16 protein-coding genes are annotated in these 16,377 nt (G+C 65.8%); 2 read left to right on the top strand and 14 right to left on the bottom strand.

Annotated features, from left to right (window positions below):
- Positions 1 to 11: 11 nt before the first annotated feature.
- Positions 12 to 617, top strand: a complete 606-nt coding sequence (gene hfq / locus G3N96_RS25550) for an RNA chaperone Hfq (RefSeq protein WP_206138910.1) — start codon at positions 12 to 14, stop codon at positions 615 to 617.
- 77 nt (positions 618 to 694) lie between these two features.
- On the opposite strand, the gene G3N96_RS25545 is transcribed toward hfq, so the two are convergent.
- The 14 genes from G3N96_RS25545 to G3N96_RS25480 all read right to left on the bottom strand — a co-directional run bounded on the left by G3N96_RS25545 (position 695) and on the right by G3N96_RS25480 (position 14,326).
- Positions 695 to 1,396 (bottom strand): DUF2968 domain-containing protein, encoded by a 702-nt coding sequence (locus G3N96_RS25545; RefSeq protein ID WP_124575686.1) that lies wholly within the window; start codon positions 1,394 to 1,396, stop codon positions 695 to 697.
- Between the two features lie 54 nt (positions 1,397 to 1,450).
- Positions 1,451 to 2,842 carry a sigma-54 dependent transcriptional regulator gene (locus G3N96_RS25540; protein ID WP_206138900.1) on the bottom strand — a complete coding sequence of 464 codons (1,392 nt, stop codon included), beginning with the start codon at positions 2,840 to 2,842 and terminating at the stop codon, positions 1,451 to 1,453.
- Positions 2,843 to 2,859: 17 nt separating this feature from the next.
- Entirely contained in the window at positions 2,860 to 4,734 is a 1,875-nt protein-coding gene (locus G3N96_RS25535; protein ID WP_206138899.1) for a TadG family pilus assembly protein, read from the bottom strand.
- A gap of 11 nt (positions 4,735 to 4,745) precedes the next feature.
- Positions 4,746 to 5,075: a DUF3613 domain-containing protein gene (locus G3N96_RS25530; RefSeq protein WP_124575689.1), complete on the bottom strand. Its 330-nt coding sequence runs from the start codon at positions 5,073 to 5,075 to the stop codon at positions 4,746 to 4,748.
- Positions 5,076 to 5,099: 24 nt separating this feature from the next.
- Positions 5,100 to 5,987, bottom strand: a complete 888-nt coding sequence (locus G3N96_RS25525) for a pilus assembly protein (RefSeq protein ID WP_206138898.1) — start codon at positions 5,985 to 5,987, stop codon at positions 5,100 to 5,102.
- Between the two features lie 23 nt (positions 5,988 to 6,010).
- Positions 6,011 to 7,021, bottom strand: a complete 1,011-nt coding sequence (locus tag G3N96_RS25520; RefSeq protein ID WP_124575691.1) for a type II secretion system F family protein — start codon at positions 7,019 to 7,021, stop codon at positions 6,011 to 6,013.
- A gap of 4 nt (positions 7,022 to 7,025) precedes the next feature.
- Positions 7,026 to 8,021 carry a type II secretion system F family protein gene (locus tag G3N96_RS25515; RefSeq protein ID WP_185634083.1) on the bottom strand — a complete coding sequence of 332 codons (996 nt, stop codon included), beginning with the start codon at positions 8,019 to 8,021 and terminating at the stop codon, positions 7,026 to 7,028.
- Positions 8,014 to 9,378 carry a CpaF family protein gene (locus tag G3N96_RS25510; RefSeq protein WP_089494727.1) on the bottom strand — a complete coding sequence of 455 codons (1,365 nt, stop codon included), beginning with the start codon at positions 9,376 to 9,378 and terminating at the stop codon, positions 8,014 to 8,016. The genes G3N96_RS25515 and G3N96_RS25510 overlap by 8 nt, the downstream gene beginning before the upstream one ends.
- Before the next feature lie 3 nt (positions 9,379 to 9,381).
- Entirely contained in the window at positions 9,382 to 10,662 is a 1,281-nt protein-coding gene (locus G3N96_RS25505; RefSeq protein ID WP_124575692.1) for a fimbrial protein, read from the bottom strand.
- 45 nt (positions 10,663 to 10,707) lie between these two features.
- The gene (locus tag G3N96_RS25500; RefSeq protein WP_124575693.1) at positions 10,708 to 12,042 is read right to left on the bottom strand and encodes a type II and III secretion system protein family protein; all 1,335 of its coding nucleotides are present in this window, start codon (positions 12,040 to 12,042) and stop codon (positions 10,708 to 10,710) included.
- Positions 12,043 to 12,108: 66 nt separating this feature from the next.
- Complete coding sequence (gene cpaB / locus G3N96_RS25495) at positions 12,109 to 13,020, bottom strand: Flp pilus assembly protein CpaB (protein WP_124575694.1); 912 nt, start codon at positions 13,018 to 13,020, stop codon at positions 12,109 to 12,111.
- A gap of 85 nt (positions 13,021 to 13,105) precedes the next feature.
- The gene (locus G3N96_RS25490) at positions 13,106 to 13,576 is read right to left on the bottom strand and encodes a TadE/TadG family type IV pilus assembly protein (protein ID WP_124575695.1); all 471 of its coding nucleotides are present in this window, start codon (positions 13,574 to 13,576) and stop codon (positions 13,106 to 13,108) included.
- Positions 13,573 to 14,073 (bottom strand): prepilin peptidase, encoded by a 501-nt coding sequence (locus tag G3N96_RS25485; protein WP_124575696.1) that lies wholly within the window; start codon positions 14,071 to 14,073, stop codon positions 13,573 to 13,575. Before G3N96_RS25485 ends, G3N96_RS25490 begins: the two co-directional genes overlap by 4 nt.
- An 82-nt stretch (positions 14,074 to 14,155) precedes the next feature.
- A complete protein-coding gene (locus G3N96_RS25480) occupies positions 14,156 to 14,326 on the bottom strand; it encodes a Flp family type IVb pilin (RefSeq protein ID WP_089472660.1) in 171 nt (56 codons plus the stop codon).
- Positions 14,327 to 15,004: 678 nt separating this feature from the next.
- Here G3N96_RS25480 and G3N96_RS25475 point away from each other — a divergent pair.
- On the top strand, positions 15,005 to 16,377 hold a 1,373-nt coding region (locus G3N96_RS25475; RefSeq protein ID WP_206138897.1), incomplete at its 3' end, for a collagen-like triple helix repeat-containing protein.

The raw sequence follows: 16,377 nt of genomic DNA, 5'->3' as shown, positions 1-16,377 counted from the left end.
GCCGCACCTCAATGGCCAATCCCGCAGAATCCCATCCGCAAAACGACTTCATCAATTCGGCGCGCAAGGAACGTAAGCGCGTTGAAATCTATCTCGTCAACGGCATTCGTCTGACGGGGTGCATCGAGTCGTTCGACCAGTACCTGGTGATGCTGCGCACCCCCGTGGGTCTGCAAGGCATCTACAAGCGCGCGATTTCCACGATCCAGCTCGACACGGGCGGCTCGCGCCCGGGCGGCAGCGGCCCCCGCGGGCCGCGCACCGGCGGGCGCCCCGGCGGCCGTGAAGGCGGCGGTCACAGCCCGTACGGCTCGCACGGCGGCTCGCGTGAATCGCGCGGCGACGGCGGCTACGGCTCCCGCGAACCGCGTGAAGGCTATGGCTCGCGCGAACCGCGTGAAGGCTATGGCTCGCGCGAACCGCGCGAGGGTTACGGCTCGCGTGAGCCGCGCGAAGGCTACGGTGCCCCGCGCGAACCCCGTGAACCGCGCGAAAGCTACGGCGCACCGCGCGACACCGGCGACGCATCCGGCAACGCCTCGCCGTCGGATGCCCGCGGCGGCAGCGGGCCGGTCATCGTGACGCGCCGCCGGCGAATCGTGCCGGACGGCCAGTAAAGCAAAAGGGCAAGCCAACCGGCTTGCCCTTGTTACTTGTGCGTCCGGCGCGGCATGTCGCCGCACCGTCGCCGGGTTCAGCGTGCCGTCGTCGGCAGGCCCGCATCGGCCTCACGCTGCAACGAACGCACCTGCTGCTGCAACGCGCGCAGTTGCGACTGAAGCTCGGCCTGCTGCGCCTGCAATGCGGCCGTCTCGTTACGCACGCTCTTCTGGCGATCCGCGACCGCCGCCTGCTGCTGGCGGGCGATCGAGATATCGGCCTGCAGACGCCGCGCGCGATCCTGCGTGACTTCGATCTGCTTGTCCATTTGCGCCTTCTGCGATTCCAGCTTCGCCGCCCGCAGTTCGTTCACGGCCAGCCGCTCCGCCTGCCGCGAGAAATCGCGATAGATCGCTTCCGCACGCGTTTCGTCGTAAGTCTTGATCACGCGCCAGAACGCCTTCTGCTGGAACAGCGCGACGAAGTACGCACCGTCCTTCACGTTGAACAGCAGGCTCGCGCCGTAGCTGCCGTTGTAGCTCGTGCGCATTTCCGTCAGCGTGTGCGCCTGGATCTGGCGCTGCAAGTCGTCGACCGTGCTCGGCCCCGTCGACTCGCCCGCCTGCGGCTGCAGCGACGTCTGCGAATCGATCACCGGAATCGCCGCCACCGGCGCCGATGCCTGCTGTACGGCCGGCGAACCGCTGTCCGCCAGACTTTGCGCATATGCGCCCTGCATGCCTCCCGCCAGGGCGAACAATACGCACGCCCTTCCCAACCCCGTCATATGGCTCATGAAGTTCTATTCCCGCCCGAGTCGTTGTAATTCAGCGCGATTTTATCTCATTAATTACTCACTTTCGCGGGTCTCGGGCTCCTCGTCGAAGATCTGGTATTTGCGCATTTTTTCCCACAGTACCTTGCGGCTGATGCCAAGCTGCTGCGCCGTATCCTGACGCCGCCAGCCGTTTGCGTCGAGCGCCGCAATGACGCGGTTGCGCTCGTTCATGTCCCACTTGCTGCGATCGACGAACACCTCGGCCGCACTCTCCGCCGGGACCGGCTGGGCCGAACTGCGCGCGTGCGCGATCAGCCGCTGCAGCCGCGCGGCATCCCACCCGCCCGTCTGCCGCACCGTCACGCCGACACGCTCGGCGAGGTTGCGCAGTTCCCGCACGTTGCCGGGGAAATAGCTGTCCGCGACGGAATCCGTCAGCCAGTACGGCAGATCGGACAACTGAGCGAGCCGCTCCTCGCCGACGACCTGCGCGACGAACGACTTGAACAGCGCGATCTTGTCGACGGCGCCGCGCTCTTCCAGCGACGGAATGCTCAGCTCGATCACCGCGAGCCGGTAGTAGAGATCGGCGCGGAACAGGCCATCCTTGACGAGCTGCGGCAGTTTCTTGTTGCTCGCGGCGACCAGGCGGAAATCGACCTTGACCGACGTCGCCGCGCCGACGCGCAGCACCGCGCCATCCTCGAGCACGCGCAGCAGCTTGACCTGCTGGTACAGCGGCAGATCGCCGACTTCGTCGAGGAACAGCGTACCGCCGCCCGCCTGTTCGAAATAGCCTTTATGCGCAACAACCGCGCCCGTGAACGACCCCTTCGCATGACCGAAGAACAGCGATTCGAACAGGCCGTCGGGAATCGCGCCGCAGTTCACGGGCACGAATTCGCCATGCCGGTAGCGCGAATGTTTTTCGTGCAGCAGTTGCGCGATGCGCTCCTTGCCGACGCCGGTTTCGCCGTGCAGCAACACGTTGGTGTCGCAATCGGCGAACGTATCGACTTCGTGCAGCAGGGCCTGCATCGATTCCGAGTGCGCGACGAGTTCGGTCGGATGCGACGTTTCGGCCGTATGCGCCCGCAGCTGCGTGACGAGCTTGCCGATCATGCCGCGCAGTTCGGCACACGTGAAGTCGAGCGGCAGGATGTGCGAATACTCGGGCGGATACTGCGACGCGTCGTGATCGCGCGCGGCGCCGACCCAGACGACCGGCATGCCGATGTTGGCCTGCCAGTCGCGCAGGAACGCGGCGCCGATTTCGATCATCGTCACGCTGATGATCGCCAGCGACGGCCGCAAGGCGGCGCGCTCGGGCGAGATCTCCGCGTTGTCGGCACGGATCACTTCGACGTCGAAGCTCGCCATGCACCGGGCGACGCGGTCGACAATGTCCGCCTTGCCTTCCCAGACGTACAGGTCGAGCTCTTCGATTGCGGGCGTGGTTCTCATCGGGTGGTCTTGCTTCTCTAATTGCTGACTGTTTGCGCGACGCCGCAGGTCAGCGACATCTGATGCACCGTGGCGGCACCGAGCTGGACACCGAGCAAGTCCAGCAACGGATCGATGATACCGTCGAGCGCGGTCAAAAGCGGGCTCAGCACGGTGGTCAGGACCGACAACAGCGATGAAATGAAATTCGGCGGAATCGTGACCGTGACGATCCCGAACAGCAGACTCACGGTCGGTGTGATCTGGGCGTTTTGCAATCCCGTCAGCGCGTTGTTCACGGCCGAACCCAGCGCGTTCGTATTGGTTGTCCAGTAGTACGACGGATCGCTGCCGCCCCGCCCGTAGAACGTGTTGGTTGCGGGGCTGCCGGCCAGATTCACCGACACGTTGGAAACGGTCGCGGACACCTCGACGGCGCCGGCCAGAACCAGCACGTCGAGCACCTTGGCCGGCGTCGAGCAACTGTAGTTCGCCGGCAGGTTCAGCAGATTGCCGGCCGTGAGCGGCGGCTGGCCGATGCAGAGATTGGCGACGCTCGGCTGCGCGGTGATCGTCGCGGAATTCGGCGATGTCAGGCAGTTGGTCGACAGCAGCGTCGCACTGCCGGCACCCAGCTGCACGTAAAGCGGCAGATACACGTTCGCGGACACCACGACCGGCAGCGGGTTCACGCCCAGGTTGACGACGAGATACAGGCCGACCTGCGCGTTCGTCGCAACCGTCCGCCACGCACCGTTCTTGTCCTTCCCGCCTTCACCGACCGCAATGGTCGGCGGGCTGATGACCTGCGCCTGCAACTGGACGATCGATACCGAGTTGCCGTTCGGCAGCGTCAGCGGCACGTTGGCGCCGATCACCACGCCCGGCTTGCCGGCCTGCGAGATCTGCGCCATCGCCATCACGAGGTCGAGCACGTTCACGGTCGCGTCGGCCGCCGCCTGCGTGTTCGCGAGGCCCAGCGTCAGCAGCGACGTGGCGCCCTGTCCGGTCAGGCTGGCGACCTTGAGCGCCGTGTTGCTGAGCAGGTTCAGGTTGGCGAGGGTGGTCAGTGCGCCGGTTGCGCTGGTCTGCAGCGTCGTACCCAGCGTGGTCGTCTTGTTGACGGCCGCCACCATCGCGTTGAGCAACGTGCCGACCGACGCGTTGGCATTGACCAGCCCGCCGATCGTACCGTTGCCGACCGACAGCGACTGCAGCGCGACGGCGATGTCGCCGAGCTTGACGTTCGCACAGGCGAGCCCCTGGTAGGACACGAGATTGAGGTTCAGCGGCGTGCCGCCCTGCCCCTGCAACAACGAGCCCAGCAGCGCGTTCACCAGGCCGGGGTTCCCGCTCGGCGCGCCCGAGCAGCCGACACCGCCCACCGCGGCCAGCGTCGCGCCGATCGAGAAGGTATCGATGTTGGTTGCCTTCGCGGTCGACGTGGCGGTCACGGTGCGGGTCGGCCCGAAGAAGAAATACGGCAGCGTCTTGGAGACCGTCACCCGCACGGCATTCAACTGCGTCGCGAGCGGCACCGTCGATTTCGACGAATAGAAGGAACTCGCCGTCCCGGTCGCCGACGGCGCCCAGTAACCGCATTCGGCCGACAGCGACGTGGTGCCGCTGCCGTCCAGCGTGAAGCCGTTCGTCGTGGCGTTGCTCGTGGCCACGGAGGTCACGTTCGCACACGTGTCGTCCAGCTTCTGAACCGCGGCGAGCGCAGCAAGATCGGCCACGCGCTGCATGTCGCGGCGCGTGAAAAAGACGTTGCCGATATCGACCGAACCGAGAATCACCATCGACAGCAGGATCCACACGGCCGCCGTGACGACGACCGACCCCCGCTGCCGCCGCGGCGACGCGCGACCGGGTCCGGCCATCCGGTTCGATGCATGTCGAGCAATGCTCATCGCGGCTCCGCTCAATACGATTGCGATGAACCCTGCCCACCGGACGATCCGTTGCCGCTCGAGCTGACCGGCGACCCCATCGATTCCGGAATCTTGTGCTTGAACGATTCGAGATAACGCTGATAGGACAGCGACGCGGTATCGCCCAGTACCGGCAACGCCGGCCCGGCCGCACGTCCGTCACGCTGGAATGCCAGCAGTGCGTTCGTTGCATGACCGATTTCCGACGCATCGGGCGCCGGCTGATCGCTATACGCCGCGGTAGCGGCCCCCATGAGCACGAGAAGCGCGACACCCTGGCACACGCGTGCCACGCGACCGGGATTCGTGTTGTTCGTCATGTCAGTTCTCCCCAATGCCTTTTTTCATTGTGCAAACCGCTGCAGCAGCGGCGCAGTCGGATCGAATCCCTGGATGTTCGCCACCGGGGACGGACGCTTCGCGACATCCGAGCCCGATACGTCGACCACGCTCCCCGAACCGATCGGCGTGGAAACCGACGCCGCAGCCGGCGCCTGGGACGCGCGACGCCACGTGCGGGCCGCCGCGGTGATCCTCGTCGCGTCGTTGCGGATGTCGTTGCGAACGTCCGTCGACAGCTTCTGCTGCGCCATCAGCTTCTGCGCATCGTGGGTCCGGCCGGATGCAAGCAGGTACAGCACCAGGTTGCTGATGATCTTCGGATTGCTCTGATCGAGCTCCGCAGCCTTCATCAATGGAATGCGCGCCCCGTCGACATCGCCGCAGCGCAGCTTCGCGTAGGCGAGATCCGAAAGCGTCGACGCATCGGTCGGCGCCAGCACGGTGGCCTGCGACAGCGCCTGCGCGGCACGCGGAAAATCGCCCGCGCCGCCGGCAATCAGCCCGAGACCGCGATAGCCGCGCGCGGCGAGCGCCGTGTTGAGCAGCTGCGTATACACCGCGGCGCTCGCGGCGGGCTGGTCCGTCATGCGCAACGCATCGGCGCGCAGCAGGATCGTCTGCGGCGATGCGCCGTACTGTTTTTCGTATGCGTCGATATGCGCCAGCGACGCGTAATACAGCCCTTGCGACTGCATCCGCTCGATCAGGCCGAGATACATGCCGGGCGTATCCGGCGCCGCCTGCTTCTGCGCCGCCGCGTCCATCAGCGCGGCGCGCTCGGCCTGCGGGCCGACGCCGTACCCGCTTTCCTTGAACGCCGAGCACGCGCCGAGCAGGCCCACCATCGCCAGCACGCCGGCCACTTTCACGATTTCATCGATGCGTCTCATCTTGCTTCCTTGGCTTCCCGGCATCAGGGCTGCGCCTGGCTCAGCGCGCGCAACACCGAGATCATTCCCGGCCCGGCCGTCACGATCAGCAGCGCCGGCAGCAACGTCAGGATCATCACGCCCGTCATCTTCACCGTCAGCTTGCCGATCCGTTCACGCAGCATCGCGCGGCGCGCCTCGCGCAACCGGTCACCGAACTGCTTGAGCGGCTCCTGTACCGCGCCGCCGTGTTTGTCGACCTGGATCAGCAGCCGCACGATCGCACGCAGATCCTCGTTCTCGAAACCGGACGACAGCCGCTGCAGCGATTGCTCGCGCGTCCGGCCGGCAGCGAATTGCCGCTGGGCGATTTCCATTTCCAGCGACAGCACGGGCATCATTCCCTTGAAGTCGTTCGTCACGACCTGGATGCTCTGGTCGAGCGACAATCCGACACCCTGCAGCAAGCGAAGCATGTCGACCAGCAGCGGCAGTTCGTCGATCACCGATTGCCGGCGCTGTGCAGCACGACGTCGCAGGTAGAGCTTCGGCAACATGAAGCCGGTGACAAGCGCGATGCCCCCGCCGGCCCGCCATTGCGCGCCGGTCAGCTGCGCGCCCATCAGCACGAGGAAAAGCAACGGCACGACGATCGAGCAGGCGAGCCGCGCGCTCAGGAACAGCCCGCGGGTACGCGTATCGGCGTAGCCGCACTGCTCCAGCAACAGCCGATCTTCGTCGGCGACGAGATACCGTCCCAGACGGGTATCGAGCAGGCGCGTCCCGACCATCGACAGGCGGTCCAGCCATTGCACGACGAACGACGGCCTGGCGCCGGCATCGCGCCCGACCGGATTCGGCCGGGATTCATCGGACTGCTGGGCGGTCCGTGCGCCCGCTGCCTCGAGCGTCGCGGTGCGCCGCTCGAGCGCGCTGGCCAGCGTGCGATCGCTGCGCGTCTGCGCCCCCGCGCGGCGCACCGCGAGCCATGCCAGCAGCACGACGCCGAGTGCGCCGAGAGCCAGTGCGAGCGAACCGAGTTGATTGGCTGTCATGCCGTCACCTGAGCTTGGCCATGTGGTACAACCAGATCCCGCCCGCGAACTGCAGCATGAAGGCGACGAACAACAGCTGACGTCCCGTGTAGTCGTTCCACATCGACTGGAGATAGAGCGGATTCGTCGCGATCACGAAACTGCCGATCGCAATCGGCAACATGACCAGCACCCACGCGGACAACCGCGTCTCCGACGACATCGCCGCCAGCTCCCGCTCGGCCTGCTCGAGGTCGCGCATGAACGTCGACATCCGGTCGAGCATGACGTCGGCGCGGCCGCCGTACCGGACCGAGAGCCGCAGCACCGAACCGACCAGCTCGAACTCCTTGGTCTGATAGACGCTCGCGATATGCCCCATCGCACGGTCGATCTCGACCCCGGTGCGCAACATCCGCGATACGTGGTCCAGACACCCGCGCAACGGCGCCTCCGTCGTCAGCAGCGCAGCCTGGAACGCCGCCGGCACGCTGTTGCCGAGCGTGACGAGACGCACGATGCCGTCGAGAAACGACGGCAACTGGCGCACGATCGTCAGGCGCCGCCGCTGAATGCGGGACACGAGCCAGAACACGAGCAGCGACGCGCCGCACACGAGCGCGGCGATACAAGCGAGCCAGCCGCCCCGGTTACCGGCCACGAGCCCGACCGCGGCCAATCCCAGTAGCGCGAGAAGCGCCTTGCCGCGTGCATCCTCGATCCCTGCACGACTCGCCAGGTTGGCGAGGTACTCCGTCGCGATCTCGCGCCAGTGTGCCCAGCGCGAAGCCGGCGCGGCGGATTGCGCGCGCGCCGCGCCGGGCGCGGGGGCGACGTTCGGGGCCGGCCGCGCGTCGCGCTGAATCGCACCCGCCGCCCGCGCGGCCGGCTCGATGCGGCTGTCGATGAAGCGCTGCACGTCGGCTCGGCCGCGTTTCGCCTCGCCATGCCGCCACAACATCAACGCGGCGGCCACGCAAAGCAGTGCCATTGCAAGCACGCCGGCCATCAGGCTATACATTGAAGCCCCCGCCCCCGCGCCCGAATCCGCCACCGAAACCACTTCCGCCGCTGCCGCCGAAGCCGGCGGCCTGCAGCGACTGGCGGAAGCGTGCGAGCTTCGGCGAATGCGGATGAATGCCGAGCGACTCCCAGTTGTCGACCTCTTCGCCCTCGGGCGTCACGCGCGCCTCGTAGCGATACAGTTCCTGGGTCGCGATGATGTTGTCGGACAGTCCGGTCACTTCGGTAACCGAAAGAATCCGGCGCCGGCCGTTCGATAGCCGGCCGATCTGCACGATGAAATCGATGGCATTCGCGATCTGCCGGCGCAGGCTCGATTCCGTTCCCTGGAAACCCGCGAAACCGGCCAGCATCTCGAGGCGATACAGACACTCGCGCGGCGAACTCGCGTGGACGGTACCCATCGATCCGTCGTGCCCCGTATTCATCGCCTGCAGCATCTCGAGCACCTCGCCGCCGCGCACTTCGCCGACGATGATGCGATCCGGCCGCATCCGCAGCGTATTGCGCAGCAGATCGCGGATCGTCACGACGCCGTTGCCGTCGAAGCCGCCCGGGCGGCTCTCGAGACGCACGACATGGGGGTGATTCAGCGAAAGCTCGGCCGTGTCCTCGATCGTCACGACCCGCTCGTGCTCGGGAATGTGAAACGCGAGCGCATTGAGCAGCGACGTCTTGCCGGAACTCGTGCCGCCCGACACGAGGACGTTGCAGCGCGCCTCGACCGCCGCTTCCAGCAACGTACCGATTTCCGTATTGAACGTGCCGTTGGCGAGCAGGTCGGCCGGCTTCAGCGGGTCCTTGCGGAATTTCCGGATCGAGACGACCGGCCCGTCGATCGACAGCGGCTCGATCACGACGTTGACGCGCCCGCCGTCCGGCAGCCGCGCGTCGACCATCGGGTTCGATTCATCGAGACGTCGGCCGATCGGCGCGAGGATGCGGCGCACGATCCGCAGCAGGTGCGCGTTGTCGGTGAAACGGATCGGCAGCTTCGCCAGGATCCCGTGGCGCGACACGTAGATGTCGTTGTAGCCGTTGATCAGGATATCCTCGACGTGCGGATCGGCGAGCAGGTCCTCGATCGGACCGAACCCGGCGAGCTCTTTCGTCAGCGCCTCCGCAATCGCCCTGACCTCGGTCTCGTTCAGGGGAATGCGCCGCAGACGCACGAAGCTGTCGATTTCCAGATCGACGAACTGGTTGATCGCCTGGCGCGACCAACGGCCGAATTCGGCGCCGAGTTCCTCGATGCGCGTCAGCAGATGCTCGTGCGCGGCATTCTTGATGTCGTGAAACTGCTGCGACTGGGAGAACGGCGCTGCGCCGTCGGCAAATTGGATGTCGTGTGCCATCGCTTACGATCGCCTGGACGAAGGTTGAATGAAACGCTTCAGGGCGGACAAGCCCAATGCGCTGCGCTGGCCCGCGGAAATCGGGCCGGCCAGTCGATCTGCGAGCGGCTCGAGGGCACGCACATACGGATCGCGTTCGGCCGTATCGACGATCAGCCGCCCCTGGTTGGCCGCCTGGCCGATCGCCACGCGACGCGCCGGCAGCGTCGCCAGGTGCGAAATGCCGAGCCGTTCCGCGATCTGGGCCGGCGTCAGGCTCAGCGTCGCGTCGTACTGGTTGACGACGAGACGAATCTTGCCGATGTCGACGCCCGCGTCGCGCAGCCCTTCCAGCAGGTCGACCGCCGAGACGATCGATGCGACGCCCTGGTCGCACACGAGCCACGCCTCGTCGGCCACCGCCGTGATCTGCGCAACGAATTCATGGTTCGTGAATCCGCCGAGATCAATGATTTGCTGGTCGAAGAACGCTCGCAGCCGGTTCAACAGCCCGACGCATGCGGCGTACGACACGTCGCGCAGGTCGGCGAGATTGGGCGGCAACGTGGTCAGCGCGACGCCGCTCGCGTGGCGCGTCAGCGCGGTATTGACGAACGTCCGGTCGATGCGCCGCAGGTTGCGCACGGCTTCGACGAAATGGAATTCGCAGCGTGTGTTGAGGAACAGCGCACTGTCGCCCGCGGGAAGCCCGAGATCGACCAGCGCCGTCTGCCGCGCGTGAGGGGCGGCGACGCCGAATGCAGGCGTGCCGCCTTCCGGGTCGGCCGAACCCATGCGCTTGTGCAGCCACACGGACAGATTCGAGGCGAGCGTGCTGACGCCCATCCCGGCGCGTGCGCCGAGCAACGCGACGACTTTGCCGTGCCGGTTGGCCGGCTCGGTGCCGGTATGCTCCAGCAACCCGCGGGTGATCCGCAACGCATCCTCTGCACTCCCGGACACGTCGATGAAATCGCGTACGCCGGCGCGCAGTGCGGCCAGCGCGCTTTCCGGCTCCGAGAGCGTACCGAGCGCGACGACCGGCAGGCCCGGATGGGCCAGCCGTACGGCAGCCGCGGCCGCGCTCGCCGCGCTGTGCGCACGGGAAAAATCGATGAAGACGATCGCGGGGTTGAGCCCCGTGATGCGCTGGCTCAGCGCGCCCGGTTCGAGCGACAAGGCTTCCACCGTGCCTGCCGACACGAGTGTCTCGCCCAGCCAGCGGGCATGCTCGTCCTGCTGCGATGCGCACACGAAATAATCGGTCACGGCAGGCTCAGCCAACGACAGGGTTCTCGCGTTCATGTTGAACACCCCCGGTTACATAACGCGCGACATCTCGTCCCGCATTCATTTCGAAAATCCCGGCGCCGCATCGGGTGATGCGATACCGCCAAGATACGACCGCCACACCGGACCATCGCGCTGTTCGGACAGTTCGCCCGGCGTGGTCGGCAACGGCGCGCCCTTCGCGATCGGCGCAACGAGATGCGGCGTCACGATGATCACCAGTTCCTTGTCGTTCTGCTGATAGTTCAGCGACTTGAAGAAGGCGCCGATGATCGGCAGGTCGCCCAGGACCGGCACCTTGTTGATGTTCGACATCGTTTCGCGGTCGATCAGGCCGCCGATCACGAAGCTTTCCCCGTCGCCGAGCTCGACCGTGGTGTCTGCGCGGCGAGTCGTGATCGCCGGCACCGAGACGCTGTTGATCGTGACGCCATGCTGGAAGTCGAGCTGGCTCGATTCGGGTGCCACCTTGAGTGCGATGCGGCGCTGGCTCAGCACGGTCGGCGTCAGGGTCAGGCCGACGCCGTACTGCTTCCAGTCGATCGCCGTCGAACCGAGCGCCTGCGGCACCGGCACGGGAATTTCGCCACCGGCGAGAAAGCTGGCGCTCTGCCCGGACAACGCCACGAGGGTCGGCTGCGCGAGCACACGGGCCAGATTGTTCGCCTCGAGAATCGAAATATTGCCGAAGATGCCGCGCCCCGCCGAATTCACCACCAGGTTGAACGCGGACGCGATCGGAATGCCGCCCGTCGCCTGGAATGCCCCCGTCCCCCCGCCAGTCACCGACTGGAGACCGCCCGGCGAAAATGCGCCGAAAGCGAATCCGTTGCTCTGCTTGAAGAAATTCAGCCCCGCTTCCTTCAGCACCGAACGGCTGAATTCGACGACCCGGACGTCGACTTGCACGACGTTCCGATTGCCGACCGTCGACGCATCAATCACCGCCGCATCCTTGCCGCCCATCCGCTTGCCGACGGCAACTGCCCGCTCGTGCGCGTCAAGCGAGGCTGCCGCGCCCGACACGACTGCCGCGCCGCCATACGCCTTCACGGACGGTCCCGCGCCGTCCAGCACGGCCTGTGCGGCTGCATCGACGACATTGACGTTCCACACGGTCGGCTCGTCGCGACCGCGCTCCCACAGCATCACATTCGTCGAACCCGGCGCCTTCGCAACCAGCAGCACATTGCCGGCGCGACTGCCCTTCATGACCAGCACGTCGACGACCGACGGATCGCCCACCGCGATCCGCTGCAGCGTGCGGCCGGTAGCGACCTGTCGCTGCGAGCCGACCGCCAGATCGATCGACCCGTTTGTGCCGGCGGCCCCGGACAACACGGCGAAGGTCATGGCCCAGATGGCAATCGCGTATGCAATCAGTTTTTTTGTCATTGTGTCGGAGACCGTCATACGGCCTTCTCCCTTCCGTTACTGCTGTCGATGACCGTGTTTAGGTTGTCAATAAGCGACCGTTTCGGTTCGCCCACCCCGAATCACTTCAATACTGCTCCCGCCTTCGCGCGCGACGATCGGTGCGCGCGGCGCACGCGCCGGCGCCTGCACGCGGGGCGTATTGCGTGCCCGCCCGCCTGAAAGTTCATCGAGCCACACGCCGGCGGCCGCCTGCCCGGAAGGCGTCAGGTCACCGGCCGTGCGGATCGCGACCGTCTGCGTCGCGACTTCGTCATCGCGCGGATTGCGCAGTGCCAGCGTCAGCCGGCCGCTTGCTTCCGCGAGCGTCAGCGCATCGACCTGTGCCGTCGGCACGGCGAGCACGGCGGTCCGTACCGCGCCGCCCGGGCCGCCGCTGCCGTCACGATCGGGCGTCGCGTCGCCGAACGACAGGATCCGCAGCTTCGACATCAGCAATCGCGCCTGTGAATTGGGAATTTCCGAGCCGGTTTGCGCCATCCCCGAGTTGTCGCGCCGCAAATTCAGGAACACGTCGACAAAGTTGCCGGGGCGCAACCGGTTTCCGACCGCATTCGTCTCGTCGACCTTGATGGCCACCGCCCGTTCGCCGGGCGCCACCTGGTTCGCCAGCCCCGACGTCAAGCCGCCCTCGACGACCGGCGCGGCGGCAAGAATGTCGTTCGCCGGAATACGACCGACGGGCAGCGACGGATCGCTGAAGCCGCCGGTCGGCATCATGGGCGCCGACGCAAGCTTCAGGGCATCGGCCGGAATCGGTTGACCGGCCGGCAACAGGCGCGTCGCCACGACCACCGGCACCGTCTGCACCATTGCCACGGCGGGCGCCGCGGCCGGCGGATGGGCCGGCGCGCGGCCGAGCATCCACGCATAGATCCCGAGCAGCACGGCGAGCGCAATCAGCAGCCCGGCGATGATCTTCGTCAAGTTGTTGCCCATGGTGAATGTCGAGTGCCGTAAATGTTGTTATGTCGATATGCGAACGCCGCTTGCACCTGTTACCGCGCGCTGTCCGGCGTCCGTTTCATAAAATGGTGGCCGGGTTGATCTGCACGGTTGCCGTGCCGGTCAACTGCGTCGGCGTAACGAGTCCGAGCAGGGGCAGCGACGGAACCAGCGGGTTGGTCTTGTACGGGTACGTCACCGTGACCGTCACGCAATACATGGTTGCGTCGTAACTGCATGCCCCCGACACCGGCGTCGGAATCTGAACGTTGGCCAGCCACGTCGTGAGCCCGACCGCCGTCGACTGTGCCGCCTTCGCACGGTCCGTCAGCGCCTGCGCCCCCGACCCGTTGGACTCGTAGACATAATTCAGCGCCGTACGCGCGCCTTCGGTCGCCGCGAGCGTCAAGCCCTGCTGAACGGCGAAGATCAGCCCGTACGTCACGATCGCGTACATGATCAGGAAGAACAGCGGAAACACCAGCGCGAACTCGACCGCCGTCGCCCCCTGCTGACGCCGCCACGACCGCGGCTGGCACTGTCGCTTCATTGCACCCCCCCGGTCACGACGAGATAGGCCAACCATATCGCTGCAGGCGCGACGAGACAGGCCGCGTAGGGCGTCGCCCGCCGCGCACCGAGCGCGAACGTCGGCGAACCGCGCGACCACAGCGCGCCCAGCGGCGTATGGGACAGCGTCATCAGCGCGAGGACATGTATACCGGCCACCAGGCTGGCGACAACCCACAGCCACGGCAGTATCGACAAACCGCACCACGCGCCGAGAACCGCGAACACCTTCACGTCCGCCGCGCCCATCACGCGAAATGCAAAAAGCGGGAAAAAGCTCACGAATCCGACGAGCATGCCGATCAATGCCTGCTCGACTGAAATACCAAACGGATTTGCATTGGCCAATGCACTGGCAAGCGCCGCCAAGAGTCCGACGACGACAAGCGTATTTCGAACAAGCCGAAATCGAATATCACCGGCGGCAACGAGCGTCGCCCAGGCAAAAAAAATGCTGGTGCTGAGAAGATGTGCCATATCGCGATCGACCGACCATGTCGACGTAAGGGCGAGCGGGCCGCGAAAACGGACCGCTCGCCACCCATCGAACTACCGAGGATCAGCCGGTCGGCAACGTATTGGCAATCGTGGTGAACAGCGCCGAGATCTTGGTACCGATAGTGGTGACGCTACCGATGATCAAGGCCGCAATCAGACCCGCAATCAGACCATACTCGATCGCGGTAACCCCGTCTTCTTCCCGAAGGAAGCGAATCATCATTGCTTTCATTTTATTCCTCGTGCCTGTATTTACGTTCTTTGGCCTTTTATACGTGTACGTCCCCGCATATCTGGCCGGTTGCCCCACGCTGTTCGCCACATCTGCTGTAGCGACAACCGGGTGCACTTTCTTTATAGATTGCCCTGAGGGGCATGGCTCAACATTTGATGCAAGTTAACATTCGCGATAGTGACCCTCCTCGAACGTTGTGTACCGAACCGTACATTTGCTTACATCTGCTGCCGATTCTATATCCGATCCCATTTAAATTCCAACCTCTTTTAACGACACGGATCGAAAAAATGACCAGGAGCACAACATATTTGTACGGCGTTTCGGTACGACTTACACATAGGATTTACGATAGGTTAGATGTGCACACCTAATCCACCAGTAAAACAATTGCCTCGTCCACCAAGCCTGCGCGTCCCCCCACGTTACGCCGCACGCGTAACGCCAATGTTGTGACGTTACGTTACGAAACGCGCGAAACCGTTCTCATTCGTCTGTCCTTAAACAGATTCAACAATCTTTCAATTTCCATAACCTCCTTTTCCGACAAGGAATTGCCCCGTTTAAAACCTGTTGTCGAACCGTCGAGCATCGAAATGGCACGACAGTTGCAGAGTAGTCCGCGCACCACTCAACACAACGAAGTTCACAACACATTTTTAATGCGAGGACGAAATGGACATTAAGGTTATCCCCCATGGCATGTTCCGGACGACTCTGATCGCGGCCACCGTTGCAGCCATGCTTTCCCTCTCCGCGTGCGGCGGTTCCGGCTCCATCAGCCAGGGCCTCGGCGGCGGCTCGAGCTCGGGCGGCGGCGATACGATCTCCACCTCCGGCACGAGCGGTACTTCGGGCACGAGCGGCACCAGCGGCACCAGCGGTACCTCGGGGACCAGCGGTACGTCCGGTACGAGCGGTACCTCCGGCACCTCGGGCACGAGCGGTACCTCCGGCACCAGCGGTACGTCGGGCACGAGCGGCACCTCGGGTGTGTCGTCGAACCCAGTGGGAACTGTCCTCGCAAGCAGCAGCAACATCATCACGAGCGCCGGTGGAACCGTCTCGGGCCTCGGATCCGTCATCGCCAACCAGTCGCTGCCAGGTGTCAACCCGGCCACCACGCAAGCCGCGGGCGGCATCGTGCAGAGCGTTGGCGGCGCCGTGACCGCACTGGGCAACGGCCTTGGCAACGGTCTCGGCCAGCTTGGCGCGACGAAGGATCCGCTCGGCACCACGCTCGCCAGCACGGGCGGCGTGGTCAACCAGCTCGGCGGCGCGGTCACGCAGACGGGCAACCTGGTCTCGAGCCTCGGCAGCGGCCCGCTGACGCCGCTGGCACCGGTCACGGGCGCCGTCGGCGGCCTCGTGTCGACGCTCGGCGGCGCCGTAGCGAACGGCGGCACCACCCTCACCAACGCGCTGTCGACCGGCCCGATCCAGCAAGTCACGCAGACGGTCAGCTCGGCCATCACGCCGATCACGACGATGGTCGGCCAGACGACCCAGACGATCGGCACCGCGACCGGCCTGGGTGCGCCCGTCAACACGCTGCTCGGCACGGTCGGCAATGGCCTGAACCAGGCTGGCGCCCTGCTCGCGTCGGCGGGCGGCAACCCTGTCACGACCGGCCTTGGCAACACGGTCTCGTCGACGGGCAACACCGTGAAGGCCGTCGGCGGCCTGCTCACGGGCGGCACCGGCGGCGTGACCAACCCGCTCGCACCGCTCACGGGGCTCCTCACGACGGTCACGGGCACGCTCGGCGGCGCGACGGGTGGCGCCAGCAGCCCGCTCGCCCCGGTCACCGGCCTCGTCTCCACGGTCACGGGTGCGCTCGGCGGCGCAGCAGGCGGCGGCAGCGGCCAGCTCGCCCCGGTTACCGGCCTCGTCTCGACGGTCACGGGCGCACTCGGCGGCGCGGCAGGCGGCGGCAGCGGCCCGCTCGCCCCGGTCACCGGCCTCGTCTCCACGGTCACGGGCGCACTTGGCGGCGCTGCAGGCGGCGGCAGCGGCCCGCTCGCTCCGGTTACTGGCCTCGTCTCGAA

This window comes from Burkholderia sp. Se-20373, assembly GCF_017104705.1.
Taxonomy (GTDB): Bacteria; Pseudomonadota; Gammaproteobacteria; order Burkholderiales; family Burkholderiaceae; genus Burkholderia.
This window is presented reverse-complemented; position numbering and strand designations above follow the sequence as displayed.